The organism is Mesorhizobium sp. WSM4884, from assembly GCF_029625675.1.
In the GTDB taxonomy this organism is placed as follows: domain Bacteria; phylum Pseudomonadota; class Alphaproteobacteria; order Rhizobiales; family Rhizobiaceae; genus Mesorhizobium.
On sequence record NZ_JARTVO010000002.1, the window covers coordinates 354,550 to 370,143 of the forward strand.

16 protein-coding genes are annotated in these 15,594 nt (G+C 64.6%); 4 read left to right on the forward strand and 12 right to left on the reverse strand.

The window, feature by feature from the left end; genetic code table 11:
* Positions 1-37 precede the first annotated feature (37 nt).
* Positions 38-1,012 (reverse strand): hypothetical protein, encoded by a 975-nt coding sequence (locus tag P9236_RS04345; protein WP_278073360.1) that lies wholly within the window; start codon positions 1,010-1,012, stop codon positions 38-40.
* Positions 1,013-1,188: 176 nt separating this feature from the next.
* Positions 1,189-1,692: a glycosyltransferase gene (locus tag P9236_RS04350; RefSeq protein ID WP_278073361.1), complete on the reverse strand. Its 504-nt coding sequence runs from the start codon at positions 1,690-1,692 to the stop codon at positions 1,189-1,191.
* Between the two features lie 148 nt (positions 1,693-1,840).
* On the opposite strand from P9236_RS04350, the gene P9236_RS04355 reads away from it, so the two are divergent.
* Both P9236_RS04355 and P9236_RS04360 read left to right on the forward strand, forming a co-directional pair.
* Entirely contained in the window at positions 1,841-2,995 is a 1,155-nt protein-coding gene (locus P9236_RS04355; RefSeq protein WP_278073362.1) for a PA0069 family radical SAM protein, read from the forward strand.
* A gap of 213 nt (positions 2,996-3,208) precedes the next feature.
* Positions 3,209-3,907: a ribonuclease HII gene (locus tag P9236_RS04360; RefSeq protein ID WP_278073363.1), complete on the forward strand. Its 699-nt coding sequence runs from the start codon at positions 3,209-3,211 to the stop codon at positions 3,905-3,907.
* 288 nt (positions 3,908-4,195) lie between these two features.
* Here P9236_RS04360 and P9236_RS04365 read toward each other — a convergent pair whose 3' ends face one another.
* The 7 genes from P9236_RS04365 to P9236_RS04395 form a co-directional block, all read right to left on the reverse strand.
* A complete protein-coding gene (locus P9236_RS04365) occupies positions 4,196-4,687 on the reverse strand; it encodes a F0F1 ATP synthase subunit B (RefSeq protein ID WP_278073364.1) in 492 nt (163 codons plus the stop codon).
* Positions 4,688-4,697: 10 nt separating this feature from the next.
* Complete coding sequence (locus tag P9236_RS04370; protein WP_278073365.1) at positions 4,698-5,279, reverse strand: F0F1 ATP synthase subunit B; 582 nt, start codon at positions 5,277-5,279, stop codon at positions 4,698-4,700.
* 62 nt (positions 5,280-5,341) lie between these two features.
* Positions 5,342-5,566 carry a F0F1 ATP synthase subunit C gene (locus P9236_RS04375; protein WP_027164582.1) on the reverse strand — a complete coding sequence of 75 codons (225 nt, stop codon included), beginning with the start codon at positions 5,564-5,566 and terminating at the stop codon, positions 5,342-5,344.
* Positions 5,567-5,646: 80 nt separating this feature from the next.
* Positions 5,647-6,405, reverse strand: a complete 759-nt coding sequence (locus P9236_RS04380) for a F0F1 ATP synthase subunit A (protein ID WP_278073366.1) — start codon at positions 6,403-6,405, stop codon at positions 5,647-5,649.
* 66 nt (positions 6,406-6,471) lie between these two features.
* A complete protein-coding gene (locus P9236_RS04385) occupies positions 6,472-6,864 on the reverse strand; it encodes an AtpZ/AtpI family protein (RefSeq protein ID WP_278073367.1) in 393 nt (130 codons plus the stop codon).
* Positions 6,865-7,130: 266 nt separating this feature from the next.
* Positions 7,131-8,312, reverse strand: a complete 1,182-nt coding sequence (locus P9236_RS04390; protein WP_278073368.1) for a cell wall hydrolase — start codon at positions 8,310-8,312, stop codon at positions 7,131-7,133.
* Positions 8,313-8,466: 154 nt separating this feature from the next.
* Positions 8,467-9,744, reverse strand: a complete 1,278-nt coding sequence (locus tag P9236_RS04395) for an MFS transporter (RefSeq protein WP_278073369.1) — start codon at positions 9,742-9,744, stop codon at positions 8,467-8,469.
* A gap of 117 nt (positions 9,745-9,861) precedes the next feature.
* On the opposite strand from P9236_RS04395, the gene P9236_RS04400 reads away from it, so the two are divergent.
* The gene (locus P9236_RS04400) at positions 9,862-10,782 is read left to right on the forward strand and encodes a LysR substrate-binding domain-containing protein (RefSeq protein WP_278073370.1); all 921 of its coding nucleotides are present in this window, start codon (positions 9,862-9,864) and stop codon (positions 10,780-10,782) included.
* Positions 10,783-10,878: 96 nt separating this feature from the next.
* Here P9236_RS04400 and der read toward each other — a convergent pair whose 3' ends face one another.
* Together der and P9236_RS04410 are read right to left on the reverse strand one after the other, a co-directional pair.
* Positions 10,879-12,309: a ribosome biogenesis GTPase Der gene (gene der / locus P9236_RS04405; protein WP_278073371.1), complete on the reverse strand. Its 1,431-nt coding sequence runs from the start codon at positions 12,307-12,309 to the stop codon at positions 10,879-10,881.
* 67 nt (positions 12,310-12,376) lie between these two features.
* Positions 12,377-13,042, reverse strand: coding sequence for a tetratricopeptide repeat protein (locus tag P9236_RS04410; RefSeq protein ID WP_278073372.1), 666 nt, complete (start codon positions 13,040-13,042; stop codon positions 12,377-12,379).
* A gap of 204 nt (positions 13,043-13,246) precedes the next feature.
* Between P9236_RS04410 and P9236_RS04415 the strand changes: the two genes are divergently transcribed.
* Positions 13,247-14,263, forward strand: coding sequence for a polysaccharide deacetylase (locus P9236_RS04415; RefSeq protein ID WP_278073373.1), 1,017 nt, complete (start codon positions 13,247-13,249; stop codon positions 14,261-14,263).
* Positions 14,264-14,312: 49 nt separating this feature from the next.
* Here the strand turns inward: P9236_RS04415 and sbmA are convergent, their stop codons facing one another.
* Entirely contained in the window at positions 14,313-15,572 is a 1,260-nt protein-coding gene (gene sbmA / locus P9236_RS04420) for a peptide antibiotic transporter SbmA (RefSeq protein ID WP_278073374.1), read from the reverse strand.
* Positions 15,573-15,594: the final 22 nt, after the last annotated feature.

The following is a 15,594-nucleotide window of genomic DNA, read 5'->3' on the forward strand; positions in this document are numbered from 1 at the left end:
CGGACGGAAACCGCTAGGCACTTTTCCTGGAATTGCTCTAGCGAATGACCGGCTCGCCGTGGAAGCGGCGGCGCGAAGGCCGCGAGACGCCGAAGCCGATTTCCATCATCAGGCGCGGCGTGTTCGCCGGCACCGTGCCCATGTGGAAGCCGAACGGATCCTCGACGAAGCCGAGGCCCGCCTCGCCCGTCAGCGTGACCGGGCTTTGCTGGCCGTAGACATCCAGCACCTCTTCCGCCGGATGGCCGACCAGGAGCGTCAGTTGGTGCTTGAGCGCGCGGCGCTTGTGGCTGCCGCGGACATAGACATGCGGCCCGGTACCGGCGTCGACCGGCGCCAGATAGAAGAAGAACTTCAGCATGCGCCAGTCGTCGAGGTCGAAATGGTATTTGCCGAGCGAGGCGAGGTTCTTGTCGGCGTCGGAAGCCTTGCCGGTCGGGAAGCTCCACCAGACGCGCGTCGTGATCAATTTCGCCTGGCCGCCGAGATAATGCCGGGCGACGTCGAGCAGCAGCGGATCCTTCTGGATGGCGAGCGCCGCGTTGCAGTCAAGTATACGCTCGAAATAGTGACCGCTGAGCAGCGAGCGACCGAAACGCTTCTCGGCCTCGGCATGGTCGCCCGGCATGAATTCGAGACGGCGGTCGAAATTGCCGAAACAGGGCGTGCGTTGCGCGAAAGCGGCGATCTCCTCACGGATCGCGGGCGGCAGCATGAAGCCCGAAAACAGCCCATCGGAGCGCAGCGCCTCGACGACCGCGTCGCGTTCGATGCCGGTGAACATCGTTGCACCCGCATCGTCGAGCGGACGGGTAGCTCTGGCGCCAAGCCAATGCATGCGACGCCCCGGCATGGTGCGCGCCAGCACGAACATCGGCAGCCAGGCCGGGTTCTCGCGAAGATCCTTCAAATAGGTCGGGATGCGCACGGCGATGCGCCTGAGCAGGCTGCCATCGCGGGCGATGGCCTCCAGGCTGGCCGCACCGGAATTGTCTGGGGGAGCAAGATTCATCGGGGTCCTCATATGCATTGACGTTCGACGAAGCGACGCCCGCCTATCGCTTCGGCATTACCCAATCCCGATTGTCCCGCATGCCGGGATGCTAACCTCGCCGTTAATTTTGTGCAATGCACAATAAAGCAAGGACTGAAATTTGCTGCTCGGCTTTCCTCATGCGGGCGCTTGCATCACTTCGTCGGCGCGACCCAGACTTCGGCGTTGAGCCTCCTGGTAGCCAGGCCACGCGCCAGGGCTTCGGCGCTGCGCGCGCTTTTCGCCAGAGCCGCGGCCTGGCGCTTGCTGATGACGAGACCTTCGGCCAGCGCACGACTGCCCGAAAACACACGAGCCAGGAACGGTGTGCGATTGCCGCGGGCGCGTGAGAAGCGCGCGGGCATGGTCTGCCTTGCCGTGTGGGCCGCGACCTCCTCGATCCAGCCTTCTGCCAATCGCGCGCCGGGCTCCAGCAGCAGCAGCCAATCTCCCTTGGCCCGGCTGATACCGGCGGCAATGCCGCCGGCCACATAATGGCAGCCGGCATGCTCTGCTACGCGATGCGTCTGGTCGGTCGACCCGGCGTCGCAGACGATGACGTCGCGCACCATGCCCTCGACCGCGCCGCCGATCAGCGAGGCGAGCGTGCGGGCAAGGCCCTCTTCGTCGTTCTTGGTCTCGATGAGAACGCTGAGCATTTTAGCCGAATAGCGGAAAGCGCGGCGATGCGCCAGTTGCACGTTCCCAGCGAAAAAGTTCTTGCTTTGTTCTCATCGGCAAAATAGGAATAGTTTCATGAACAGAGCGATTCGACATCCCGCCGACAGTCCTTGGGAGAGGGCGAAAATGGAACAGATCGTCCGCGCCGACATTGCCGCCTTCGGCGCAGGCAGGGCCGAGATGGCCAATGCCGTGATCGAACAGAGCGGCGTGCGCGTCCGCCCCGACCGCAACCGCGGACGCTCCGCCGGCATCAATCCATCCGGCCGCTTCGAGCCCGTCAGCCGGCATGTGTTCGACGACGGCTGGAACTCGCTGGAGGAGTTGCCGCCGTTCAAGACCGAGGTGCAGGTAGAAAAGCCGCGCACCATCATCACCCGCAACGAATCGCCGGATATTTCCTTCGACCGTTCGATCAATCCCTACCGCGGCTGCGAGCATGGCTGCGTCTACTGCTTCGCCAGGCCGACACATGCCTTCATGGGCCTGTCGCCGGGACTCGATTTCGAATCGAAGCTGTTCGCCAAACCGGATGCAGCACGCATGCTGGACAGGGAATTGTCGAAACCCGGCTACCAGCCGCGCACCATCGCCATCGGCACCAACACCGATCCCTACCAGCCGATCGAGAAGCAGTATCGCATCATGCGCGAGATCCTCGAAGTGCTGGAGGCGCGCGGCCATCCGGTCGGCATCGTCACCAAGTCGGCGCTGGTGACGCGCGACATCGATATCCTGTCGCGCATGGCCGAACGCAGCCTCGCCAAGGTGGCGCTGTCGGTGACGACGCTCGACCGCATGCTGGCGCGAACCATGGAGCCGCGCGCATCGACGCCGACGAAGCGGCTGGAGGCGATAAGGCAGCTTTCGGATGCCGGCGTCCCCGCCTCAGTGATGGTGGCGCCGATCATTCCAGGCCTCAACGATCCGGAACTGGAGCGCATCCTCGATTCGGCTCGCGCCGCCGGCGCCAGGGAAGCAGGCTATGTCGTGTTGCGGCTGCCGCTGGAAGTGGCGCCGATCTTCAAGGACTGGCTGCTGCGGCACTATCCCGACCGCTACCGGCACGTGATGTCGCTGATCCGTTCGATGCGCGACGGCAAGGACTACGATTCGGAATGGGGCAAGCGCATGAAGGGCGCCGGTCCCTATGCCTGCCAGATCGGCCGGCGCTTCGAGATCGCCGCCAAGCGGCTCGGCCTCAATGCCGAGCGGCGGCAGCTTCGGACCGATCAATTCGTCGCAGGCTCCGGCGCTGGCGAGCAGCTGATGCTGCTGTGATGACGGCGCTGGCCACGAAAGACCTGCGATCCGCTAAGTATTTGTTTTTACGCAATTCCAGGATGAAGAACCGCTGCGCACTTTCCTGGAATTGCTCAAGAATCCCGTCCGGCCCAGTCCCCCGGCCGTGAGACGGTGCCCTCCCGGTCCGACGCCCCATCCGACCCGGAGGGACTTGCGGAGAATCGGAGCCGATGCGAACCTCGCCGCACCATGGCTCGCGCGCGTTCCGATTCTCCGCTTCTGTTTGAAATGGTCGAGAAGCCTGACTTCTCCATCGAGACGAAGGCGATGGCCGAGGGACTTTGGCCAGTCGCGGGCATGGACGAGGCGGGCCGCGGGCCGCTGGCCGGTCCGGTTGTGGCGGCAGCCGTCGTGCTCAACCCCGCCAACATTCCCGAAGGCCTCGATGATTCCAAGCGCCTCACCCACCTGCAGCGCGAGGCGCTGTTCCTGAAAATCCTGGGCTCGGCGCTCAGCGTCTCGATGGCCTCGATCAGCGCCGAAGGCATCGACAACAGCAATATTTTGAAAGCCAGCCTGGAAGCGATGCGCCGTGCCGCCGCCGGCCTGTCGCTGCGGCCCAAGCTGGCTTTGGCCGATGGCCGCGACGTGCCGCCAGGGCTCGCCTGCGAGGGCCGCGCTTTGATCAAGGGCGATCAGCGCTCGCAATCGATCGCCGCCGCCTCGATCGTCGCCAAAGTGATGCGCGACCGCATGATGTGCGGCTGTGGCGGCCATCATGAGCATTACGGCTTCGAGGTGCATATGGGCTATGCGACGGTCCGGCACCGGACCGCGATCGAAGCGCACGGCCCGGTGGCAAGACTGCACCGCGCATCCTTCGCGCCGTTCCGGCTGGGCGGCACGGAATTGGTTGAGGAAGAGGAAGGCCTGATCGGTCTGGAGTGAGGCGACGGCGACGCTGCTGATCTCCCCCCTTGTGGGGGAGATGGCCGGCAGGCCAGAGGGGGGCGCTGGCCCTCCAGCCTGTCTATCATTGGAGCCCAGATTCCTCAAATAATCCGCGTCGGCGCGGCGGACCAGAATGCAACGCCGGCGATCCTTCGCGCCCCCCTCTGCCCTGCCGGGCATCTCCCCCACAAGGGGGAAATTGGCAGCTTCAGCGCCGGGCGTCCTTTCCAACAAAAAAGCCGCCGGGTTGCCCAGGCGGCTTCCTGTTGGCGACGGTAGAGCCGCTCAGTTCAGCTTGGCCCTCACGTCCTGCAGCGCAGACTTGAACAGATCGGCGCCGGCCTTGGCGTCGACCTTGGCGGCAAGCAGCGCGCGGGCGGCTTCGACAGCAATGTCGACGGCGCTGGCGCGCACCTCGCCGATCGCTTCGCGCTCGGCCTGGCTGATCTTCTGCTCGGCAAGCGCCGTGCGCCGGGCGACATAGTCCTCGGTCTTCTTATGCGCCTCGGAGGCAAGGAGTTCGGCCTCGCGCTTGGCGGCGGCGACGATGTCGGCGGCCTCCTTCTCGGCTTCCTTGCGCTTCTGCTGATACTGGCCGAGCAGTTGCTGGGCCTCTTCGCGCAGCCGGCGGGCTTCCTCGAGCTCGCTGCTGATCTTGGCCGCGCGGGCGTCGAGCGACTTGGCGAGCATGCCCGGCACCTTCAGGTAGATGACGGCGCCGAGGAAGATGATCAGGGCAATGGTTGCCCAGAGCGTCGCGAGTGATGTGGCGTCCATGATGCCCTCCTCACCGGCTCGCGGATTTGACCGCGGCCGAGATCTCGGCCTTGTCAGTCTTGCCGCCGACGAGCGCCTCGACGATGGCCGACGTAGTGTCCTCGGCGATCGTGCCGACTTCCTTCATCGCCTTGGCCTTGATCGAGGCGATGCTCGCCTCGGCCTCGCCGAGCTTCTTTTCGAGTTCCGCCTCGAGCTTCTTGCGCGTGCTTTCGGCTTCGCTCTTGGCGGCGTCGCTCGCTTGCTGGCCGATCGTGTTGGCGCGCGCCTTGGCTTCCGCCAGTTCCTGCTCGTAGGCCGCAACGGCCGCATCGGCCTCGCCCTTCAGCCTCGCGGCGTGGTCGAGATCCTGGGTGATGCGATCGTTGCGGACATCGATGATACCGCCGACGCGCGGCATCACAACCCGCTTCAGGAACAGATAGAAGAGCCCGAAGGTGATGACCAGCCACAGAATCTGCGACGGGAAGGTCTCGGCATTGAACGGCGGGAACGTGCCATGCTCCTCGGCAGGCACGGCAGTGCCCGCATGCGTATCGCCTTCGGCCGCAGCCGGCGCGGACTCTTGCGCAAAGGCAGATGTCACGAACATGTCATTCCCCTGTCCATACGGCGGGGCCGCACCATGCGGCCCCTTTCGTCAGCGCGTGCTTCTTACTTGAAGACCAAGAGCAGCGCGATGAGGAGCGAGAAGATGCCCAGAGCTTCGGTCACGGCGAAGCCGAAGATCAGCCGGCCGAACTGGCCGTCAGCAGCCGACGGGTTGCGGAGCGCACCCGAGAGATAGCTGCCGAAGATGTTGCCGAGGCCGATGCCCGCGCCGCCCATGCCGATGCAGGCGATACCAGCGCCGATAGCAGCTGCTGCAGTTGCGTCCATTTCAAAACTCCTGTGGTTTTTCGTAATCGTTGCAGTTGGTACGTTGGGTAAGCTGGCGCCGAAGCGCCGGAGAAAATCGATCAGTGGCTCGGGTGCAGGGCGTCGTTCAGATACATGCAGGTCAGCACCGCGAAGACGTAGGCCTGCAGGAAGGCGACCAGCAGTTCCAGCGCCGTCAGCGCGACCGCCATGGCGAGCGGCAGGACCGAGCCGGCGACGCCGACGGCGCCGAGCGCACTGAGGCTGACGACGAAGCCCGAAAACACCTTCAGCGTGATGTGGCCGGCCAGCATGTTGGCGAAAAGACGAACCGAGAGGCTGACGGGGCGCGAGACGAAGGAAATGATTTCGATCGCCACCACCAGCGGCAAGAGATAGCCGGGCACGCCATGCGGCACGAACAGCTTGAGGAAGCCCAGCCCATGCTTGGCGAAGCCGTAGACGATGACGGTGCCGATCACCAGCGCGGCCAGCGTGAAGGTGACGATGATGTGGCTGGTGACGGTGAAGAAATAGGGGAACAGGCCGATGAGGTTGGCGACCAGCACGAACATGAACAACGAGAACACCAGCGGGAAGAACTGCATCCCCTGCTTGCCCGCCGCGTCGCGCAGCATGTTGCCGACGAATTCGTAGGCCATTTCCGACACCGACTGCAGGCGGCCCGGGATCAGGGCGCGGCTGGCGGTGCTCATGTACAGGAAGGCGGAAGCGACGATGACCGTCACGACCATGAACAGAGCGGAATTGGTGAAGGAGACGTCGTAGCCGCCGATATGAATCGGAATGATCGGATGGATCTGGAACTGGTGGATCGGATCGACCTTGTCAGCAGCCACTTTTTATCCCCGTCAAAGCCGCAACCGGCTTCTTGAGTTCGCTTTAGCGCCTTGCGGCGCCTCATTTCATTCCTTCGGCTCGCGCGGCTTCCCGCCCTGACCGAATTCCGACGCAAGTCCCGCCGAACGCAGGACATTGAGTATACCGGCGCCGAAGCCCAGCAACAGGCCGACGATCAGACCCCATGGCGCGATACCCGCCAGGCGGTCGACAATCCAGCCCAAGCCGACACCAACCACCACTCCGGCGATGAACTCGCTGGACAGCTTCAGTGCCTGACCGTAACCGGTCGCAGCTTTCGCTTCGTCTTTCCCCTCGAGCCGGTCCGTGCGTCTTGATGCAAGCGATGCTTCAAGCTCGCGCCGGCGGCGCTCAAGTTCGTCGCCGCGGATGGTGGCTTCTGGCTGCCTGCCGCGGCCGGTTTCTCCGGTTCCGTCTGGCCTGTTTTTGTCGGCCATCGCAACCCCCCTGCCCGGGCAGACTATCACCGTCCGTCCGCTTCTAAAGTCGCCGGCAACATAGTTAGAGGGTCCGCGCCCGTCAAGCCACGGGTCGAACTTCAAAGCGATGTATTTTCCTGTTTTAAATCAATGGTTTATTCGGGTGCGACATCGTGCCCGTCACGCCCGCGCGGGGGACTCGGCGCGAATCCGCGCGGCAAGCCGCACCGATCGGTGCGAGCGGCAGGCCACGCGGAACGCTACCGGAGGCTCGCTCGAACGGCTCAGCTCCAGCCGCCGCCATAGGTGCGATAGAAGATGTGCAGGCCGATCCTGGTCATGCGATGCATGGCACGCGCCCAGCCCGGATGGACATAGTTAGCGTAGTAATGCGTGGAGGAACCGACCTCGGGGATGAAGATCTTGCCTGCGGTCACCGCCATGGCGACATCCTGCGCGGTCTTGTAGGCGACCGGGTCGTTGATGCGCTTCTTCCTGCCGTCGCAGGCAAAGGAGAACTGACAGCGGTTGAACCAGTCGTCGTTCTGGTAGACGACGCCGCAGATCGTCTTCGGATAGGCGGGGTTGCGGACACGGTTGAGGATCACCTGCGCCACCGCGGCCTGGCCGCGCACCGGCTCGCTGCGCGCCTCGAAATAGATGCCCTTGGCGAGGCATTCCTGTTCCGGCATGGAGAAGACCGTCGCCGGCAAAGGGTTCTGCATCCATGCATGGTCGCCCTTGCCCATCGGCGGGATGAAGCGGCCGTCGTTCGGATCGTCCTGCAGCAGCGCTTCGAAGGGCGACGCCTTGGCGTAGTCCGGTGCTGACTGCGCATAGGCAGTGGCGAGGATATCCGGCTTGTCGTTGTTGACGAGAGCGACGAGCGCCGCCGGCAAATCCGCATCCGGCTTCTTGTCCTCGCGGATGTGGAAGGCCTGGGCGATCTGGACTTCCTTGCCCTTGATGCCGGGCTTGGCGAAGGTGAGCTTCAGGTTGCTGTCCATGCTCGGACGGAGCAACGAGGAGCTGCGCTCGAAGATCGAGCCGGCGCTGAAATTCTTCGGCGGCGCCACCGGTGACACCTGAACGAGGCGGCCCTTCTTGTCGGAGCGCACGACGCGATCCTCATCCGGGGTGGTGCCGCCGACATTGCCTTTGCCGCGGAACGCAACCGCGCCGACGCCCGGCAATTCCACGCCCGAACCAGAGATCGAGCCGGTGGCGGCCGAATCGACAAATGGCATCTCGGCGGCGTGCACCGAGCCGGCGACGGATTTTTCGACATAGGCGTTCCAGCGAGCGTGAGGCGACTCCAGCCCGGAGACGAGGCTCGCCATGTCCTGATAGGCGACGACCGATGGAAAGCCGACCCAGAAGCCGAGCCCCAGAACCAAAGGAGTAAGGAAGGAAGGTTTATTCGCAACGGCGGCGGCGACGAGCCGCGTAAAAACGCGTCGATGCACGGAACTCTCCAGAAACGCTACTGACCCCGGAGAGCCAAAATGAAGCATTAACCTTGATGGGGGGTTAACGACATCGATCGTGTTTTTTTCATGTTGAAGGCAAGCCGGCCTCCCACTGCCTCGGCAAGCCGGCGAAAAAATCAGGCTTGGTGAATCAGGCTGGGCGCAGGAAGATCGGCCACGCGATCGCCGCGCAGATCGCGGCCGCCAGCCAGACGCCCGGCCATGCAAAGAGAAGCAAGAGCCAGGGAATGGCGATCGGCACCAGGCAGAAGCCGACGAAGACAAGGGTGTTGGCGAGGCTGAGCGCGGTGCCGACATGGCCGGGGCCGGCGAGCGTCGCAAGCTCGGTATAGGCAACGCCATGCCAGGCCGAGACGGAGATGCCGGCCACGACCACCATGACGGGCAGGAGCACCATCAGAGCCGGTTGCCCGGCCGCCGCGATCACCAGCAACCAAAGCGCCAGGAACGCAAACGCGCTGAGCGCGCTGCAGAGCCTCAGGAACGGCCTGCGGTTACCGCGACGGTCGGTGAAGCGGCCGCTCCAGACGCGCATCACCATGGCGCCCGTCTGCACGGCGGCAAGGCCGGCGCTGGTCACCCACGTGCCCATGCCGGCGAAGTCGTGCAGGAAGACGGAGGCGAAGGTGAGCACCGCCACCTGCGGGAAGCAGAGCAGGCCGATGGCCGTCGAGATGCGCCAGACCTCGATGTTGCGCAGCGGCGCCGGACAGCTCGTTGCGCCGGCGGCGTGGACATTGCCTTGCGTCGGCGGCTCGTGCAGCCAGCGCCAGGCAAAGAAGGCCGACAGCGCGGATAGCGCCGCAAGGAGGCCGAAGACGGCGGCAAAGCCGAAGCACAAGGCAAGCGAAGGCAGGACCATCGCACCGAGCCCGCCGCCGAGCGGCACCGCCGTCTGCCTGATGCTCATGGCAAAGCCACGCTCGCCTTGGCCGAACCAACCCATGATGGCGCGGCCGCTGGAGCCGTTGACGCTGCCGCCGAGCAGGCCAGCGACGAGCAGGCTTGCCGAAAGCAGTGTGACGCCGGGAACGGCTGCTTTCGTCGGCACGACGAGCATGGCCATGATGAACAGCCATGCCGCCGTCGCGCCAAGCCCGGTCAGGAGCACGCGGCGGTCGCCCCAGCGGTCGGTGAGCACGCCCCAGGGCAACTCACTGAGCGCTACGCCGAGGCCGAGCAGACCGAGCGCCAGGCCTAGCGAGGCATTGTCGAGATGGTAGCCCTGACGCATGACGACCGCGGTCGCCGGAACGCCGGAGAAGGTGGCGGAGAAGCCAGCATTGGCGGCGACACCGGTGCCCAGCACCTTCCAGCGATGGTTGGGTCCGAAGGCGCGGCCGGTTGGGGCGGCGGCTGTGCCTTTCGCGGACGGCTGGCAATCGCTGCGGGTGACGACGGCTGACATGACTCACTTCCCGTGACGGCCGGATGACCGACCTTGACGGGATGGATGTAGCGCTATAGCTTCGTTCATAAAATCAGGAAGTTTTTGATCTATAATCCTGAAAACAAGGACGGTCTTATGCGACGCGTCACCTTCGACCTCGATGTGCTGCGGACCTTCGTCACCGGTATGGAGCTGGGCAGCTTCGCCAAGGCGGCGGAAAGGCTCGGCCGCTCGACTTCAGCGGTGAGCGCGCAGCTGAAGAAGCTCGAGGAGCAGGCGTCGACGCCGATCTTCCGCAAGGCGGGTCGCGGCCTGGCGCTGACCGAGGCCGGCGAGACCATGCTCGGCTATGCGCGGCGCCTGATCGAGCTCAACGACGAGGCGGCTTCCGCCATCCGCGACGTCGAGCTGGAAGGCTGGGTGCGGCTCGGCCTGCAGGAGGATTTCGGCGAAGCCGTGCTCCCCGAAGTGCTCGGCCGCTTCGCCCGCGCCCATCCAAAAGTCCGGATCGAGGCGCGCATCGGACGCAGCCATGAGCTCGCCGACCGTGTCCTGTCCGGCAGCCTCGATATCGCGCTCGCCTGGCACGACGGCACGACGCTGCCCTACAGCCGGCATGTCGCCGACGTGCAGGCGCGCTGGATCGGTCCGGCGAAACCGATGGATGCGGGCTCCGGCGATGGCGAGGCGCTGCCGCTGGTAGTGTTCGAGGCGCCTTGCCTGCTGCGCACGGTGGCGACCGAGACGCTCGACCGAGCCGGCCTCGCCTGGCGCATGGCCTTCTCCAGCCCCAGCCTTAGCGGCATCTGGGCGGCGGTCGCGGCCGGCCTTGGGCTGACGATCCGCACCGATATCGGCCTGCCCGCCAATGTCAGAGCGCTCGCGCCGGGAGTGCTTGGGCTGCCGCCGCTGCCGAAGATGGCGCTGCACCTGCACCAGAAGGATGCCGAGCTCGATCCGGTGGCGGCGCGGCTGGCGGAGATTCTTTTGCAGTCGGCGATGGAGGCGCTGCCCGAGGGGGCAGAGACGAAAGAGACGTTGCGAGAGGTCGCTTAGGTCCCAGGCTGTTCGTCATCCACGGGCGGAGCGACGCGAAGCGGAGCGCAGACCCGAGGATGACGAGGAATCAGCGTTGGCGCTTCTCCCGGGAGGTCACCGCTTCTTCGCCCTGCCCGCGAAGGGATTGTCCGAGGTGCGCAGAGCCATGCGGATCGGCACGCCGGGCATGTCGAAGGCCTCGCGCAGGCTGTTCGACAAATAGCGGACATAGGATTGCGGCATCACATCGGGGCGCGAGCAGGAGACGACGAAGCCCGGCGGCCGGGTTTTTGCCTGCGTGACATATTTGATCTTCAGCCGGCGGCCGGCGACGGCGGGCGGCGGATGGTGTGCGAGGATGCCTTCCAGCCAGCGGTTGAGCTTGCCGGTCGAGACGCGGCTGTTCCAGACCTTGTGCGTCTTGATGACGGCGTCCATCAGCCGGTCGAGGCCGCGCCCGGTCTCGGCCGAGACGGTGACCGCCTGGATGCCGCGCACCTGCGGCAGAAGCCGCTCGGCCTTCTCGCGCAGCTCGGCCAGAAGCTCCTGCGGATTGTCGATCAGGTCCCATTTGTTGAAGGCGATCACCGGCGCTCTGCCCTCGCGGATGATCAGGTCGGCAATCTGAAGATCCTGCTTCTCGAAGGGGATGGTGGCATCGAGCACGATGATGACGATCTCCGCGAAGCGGATGGCACGCAGGCCGTCCTGCACCGAAAGCTTCTCGAGCTTCTCCTGGACCTTCGATTTGCGCCGCATGCCGGCCGTGTCGAAGAGTTTTATCCGACGGCCGCGCCAGTCCCAGTCGACCGAGATGGAATCGCGGGTGATACCCGCTTCCGGGCCGGTCAGCAGCCGCTCCTCGCCGATCAGCGCATTGATCAGCGTCGACTTGCCGGCATTGGGGCGGCCGACGACGGCAATGCGCAGCGGCTTGGTGTCGTCATAAGCGGGCTCCGCATCGGGGTCGGCGATGTCCTCGCCGATCAGCACCTCGCTGACGGCGATCTCGTCGCTTGGGCTTTCCTCGGCCTCGCCGAAGGCACGCTCCTCGCCAAGCGCGGCGATCACCGCGTCGCGCAGATCGGGCATGCCCTGGCCGTGCTCGGCCGAGACCGGGATCGGCTCGCCGAGGCCGAGCTCCCAGGCTTCCAGCATGCCGCCTTGCGCGCCTCGCGCCTCGGCCTTGTTGGCAACCAGCACGACGGGCTTGCCGGATTTGCGCACCACGTCGGCGAAAGTCCGGTCGTCGGGCATCAGGCCCGACTTGGCGTCGACGGTGAAGAAGATCAGGTCGGCCTCGCGGATCGCAATCTCGGTCTGCTGGCGCATGCGGCCGGGCAGCGTGGACGCCGCCGCATCCTCGAAGCCTGCGGTGTCGATGACGTCGAAGTGAAGATCGTAGAGCTTGGCGGCGTGGACGCGACGGTCGCGCGTCACGCCCGGCGTGTCGTCGACAAGCGCCAGCTTCCTTCCCACCAGCCGATTGAAAAGAGTCGATTTGCCGACGTTAGGCCGGCCGATGATGGCGACTTTGAAGCCCATCCGACTCTACCATTTGTTGCGCATGTCGTTGATCCCAAAACCGCTGCGCACTTTTGGGCGACATGCGCTACGACGCATTGCCCGACCCGCGGATCAGCTCGGACATCAGTTGCGCCCGCTGGCGCGAATTGCGCGGGGCGCCGTCATCCGAAGCGATCTGGTCGAACAGTTTCAGCGCGTCCGCCGACTTGCCTTCCTTCCAGGCGGCAAGGCCGAGCGCCTCGCGCGCGGCGTGGCGCAGCGGATTGGTGTCGGCGGTCAGCGCCTCGACCCGGCTGGAGACATCGGCGAAGGAGCCGTGATCGACAAGAAGCAGCGCCGCCCTCAGGCGGGCCATGTCGCGGATGCCGGCAGGAATGGCGCTGTCGGCGGCGACCGCGTCGAAATCCTTGACCGCTCCCTCGACATCGCCCTTGTCGGCCTTGACGGTCGCTCCCCGCATGCGGGCGAGCAGCGGGTAGGCGCCGTAGCCATCCTTTTCCAGCTGATCGAGAGCGGCGATCGCCTCGTCGTTCTTGCCGTCATTGGCAAGCTTGAGCGCAGCTGAGAAGGCATCGCCCGAGCGGTTGGCGCGGGTCTCGTCCCAATAGCGGTAGCCAACGACGGCGGCCGTCGCCACCACGATCAGGATCGCGGCACCAAGCACGATCGGACCAAAACGATCCCACAGCGCCTGCGCCTGCTCGCGACGCATCTCTTCGTTGACTTCGCGGATAAAACTGTCGTCCGACATCAATCAAAAACCATTGCGGCCCCGGAACGGGGCGCTTCTTCGAGCCCCGCGTTTTAGCGAAATTTCGTCGGCATGGAAGGGGGATCACCGGAAAATCGGCGGGACAAGCCAGAGCGGCTTGCGAGTGCGTCGCAACGCACCGATGCCACAATTGGGCAATAGCCGGCTTCCAACAGTCTGAAAGATCGCTGCCGAAGGTTGCCAGTGCCACATCCGTTCCGCGTCCTAGCGCTCAGTCTCGTTTCGCTTGCCACCTCGGCTGCCGCGGCTATCGCCGATCCGCCCGGATCGCGGGATCCGATGCCGGCGACGCCACAGCAGCTCGTCCTTATCTCCTTCGACAGCGCGCGCGAAATCTCGCAGTGGCAACGCAGCCGCGCGCTGGCGAAACGCACCGGCGCGCACTTCACCTATTTTCTGTCCTGCGTCTTCCTGCTGTCGCCGGAAACGCGCGCCGAGTACGTCGCGCCCGGCAAGGGCGCCGGCAAATCGAATATCGGCTTTGCCGCCTCGAAGCAGGACGTCGCTGAGAGGCTGGAACAAATTCGGCTCGCAGCCAGCGAAGGCCATGACATCGGCAGCCATGCCTGCGGCCATTTCGACGGCAAGGACTGGAGCAAGGCCGACTGGCTGGCCGAGTTCGGCGCCTTCAGGCGCATCCTCGAAAATGCCTATGCGATCAACGGCATTTCACCCGAGCCGCCCGGCTGGCGCGACTTCGCCCGCCATGCGGTGATTGGTTTTCGCGCGCCGTATCTGTCGACCGACAAGGCGCTTTACGAAGCGCTGCCGGAAGCCGGCTTTCAGTACGACGCGAGCGGTGTCTCGAACGGCCCCGCCCTGCCGCCGACGAAGAGCGGCATCACGCGCTTCGCATTGCCGCTGATCCCGGAAGGGCCGAAGTCGAAGTCGGTTGTCGCCATGGACTACAATCTCTATGTCCGCCACTCGGGCGGCTTCGAGCAGCCGGCCGGGGCGGACGAGTTCGCCGACCGCGCCTATCAGGCTTTCCGCGCCGCCTTCGATGCACAATATAACGGCAAGCGCCTTCCGCTGGAGCTTGGCTTCCACTTCACGCAGATGAACGGCGGCACTTACTGGAACGCGCTCGAGCGCTTCGCGGACGAGGTCTGCGTCATGAAGCAGGTCGAGTGCATCAGCTTCCGCGACTATCTCGCGCGCCAGCGCGCCGATCAAAAGCAGGCGACTGTGGGCGGCTGAGCCGCCCACAGTCCGATCCCGTGAAAACTCTTCCTGGATATGCTCTCGTTCAGGCCGGGTCTTTCACACCCTGCCGGGCAAGATAACGCTGGTCGAGGTCGGGCAGCGGCGCCCCTTCCAGCGTCGCCTCGAAGGCGCGCAGACGTTTGTGCACCGACTGCAGCTCGACGATGGTCGACCAGGAGTTCAACAGGAACTGCAGCGAGTTCGTCACTTTGCCGAACGCGTTCGATATCTGATTTAGAGCGCCGAATGTGATCCTGTGCGCCACGATCGACGGCCCGAGGATCAAGAATGAGAAGATGTTGTCCGCCTGCAGGTAGGTGTAGCGGACGACGTTGAAATAGATGTAGTGGAAATAGAGCCGGAAGTAGTTGTGGCGCACATTGGCAAACAGCTCGGCGGTCGTCGCCGGCTGGGCGCGGTCAGCATGATCCTCGCCGTAGACGAGTTCCTTGCGATAGGCGGCCTCCACGCGCTGATTGCGGAACTGCAAGCCCGGCAGCTTGAGGCCGGCGATCATGACCGAGGCCGTTCCGAACAGGCACCAGCCCAGCGCGGCGATCACCAGCGGCTGGGGAACAGCGCCGATGATCGGCAGCTCGGTGATATGGGCCTGCAGCTGAATCATCACCGGCAGGAACGCTATCAGCGTCATGATCGACTGGATGAAACTGGAGCCCAGATCCTCCATGATCTGCGAGAAGCGCATCGTGTCTTCCTGGATGCGCTGAGAGGCGCCCTCGATGTGGCGCAGCCTTTTCCAGTTCGACATGAAGTAGTCGTTCATCGCCGTGCGCCAGCGGAATATCCAGTGACTGACAATGAAGTTGTTGACCACCTGAACGTTCATGCCAACCAGCGCCAACCAGGCGAACGTGGCCAGCTTGGTGTAGAATTCGGTGTCGGTGGACTCCATCGTCTTCGCCATCAGTCCCTGAATGTAGTCAAAGAATGGTCCATACCAGTCGTTGATGGCGACGCTGATCTGCACGTTGAAGTAGATCAGGAACAGGATGAAGGCCGCGACCAGAATGGACCAATTCTGCCAGGGGTGCGGCGAATACCATCTCCAGAACGCATAGAAGACCAGCACGCAAAAAGCGAAGTAGATGTAGAACCACAGAAACGGCGTGGACCAGAGCACGGCGATGCCGACGACGGGCGGCGCCCCAGCCGCTGCCGGCGGCAAGCCGAAGAGGGCCCCCAACTGCTCGCCGCCGAAGAACCAGAACAGGATTGCGGCAAGGCTCCAGACGGCGGCCGAGGTGAAAAAGAGCTTCGGCTGCGGGAAGAAGGATACGAACACTGTGGCGGGTTTCCTCGGTCTG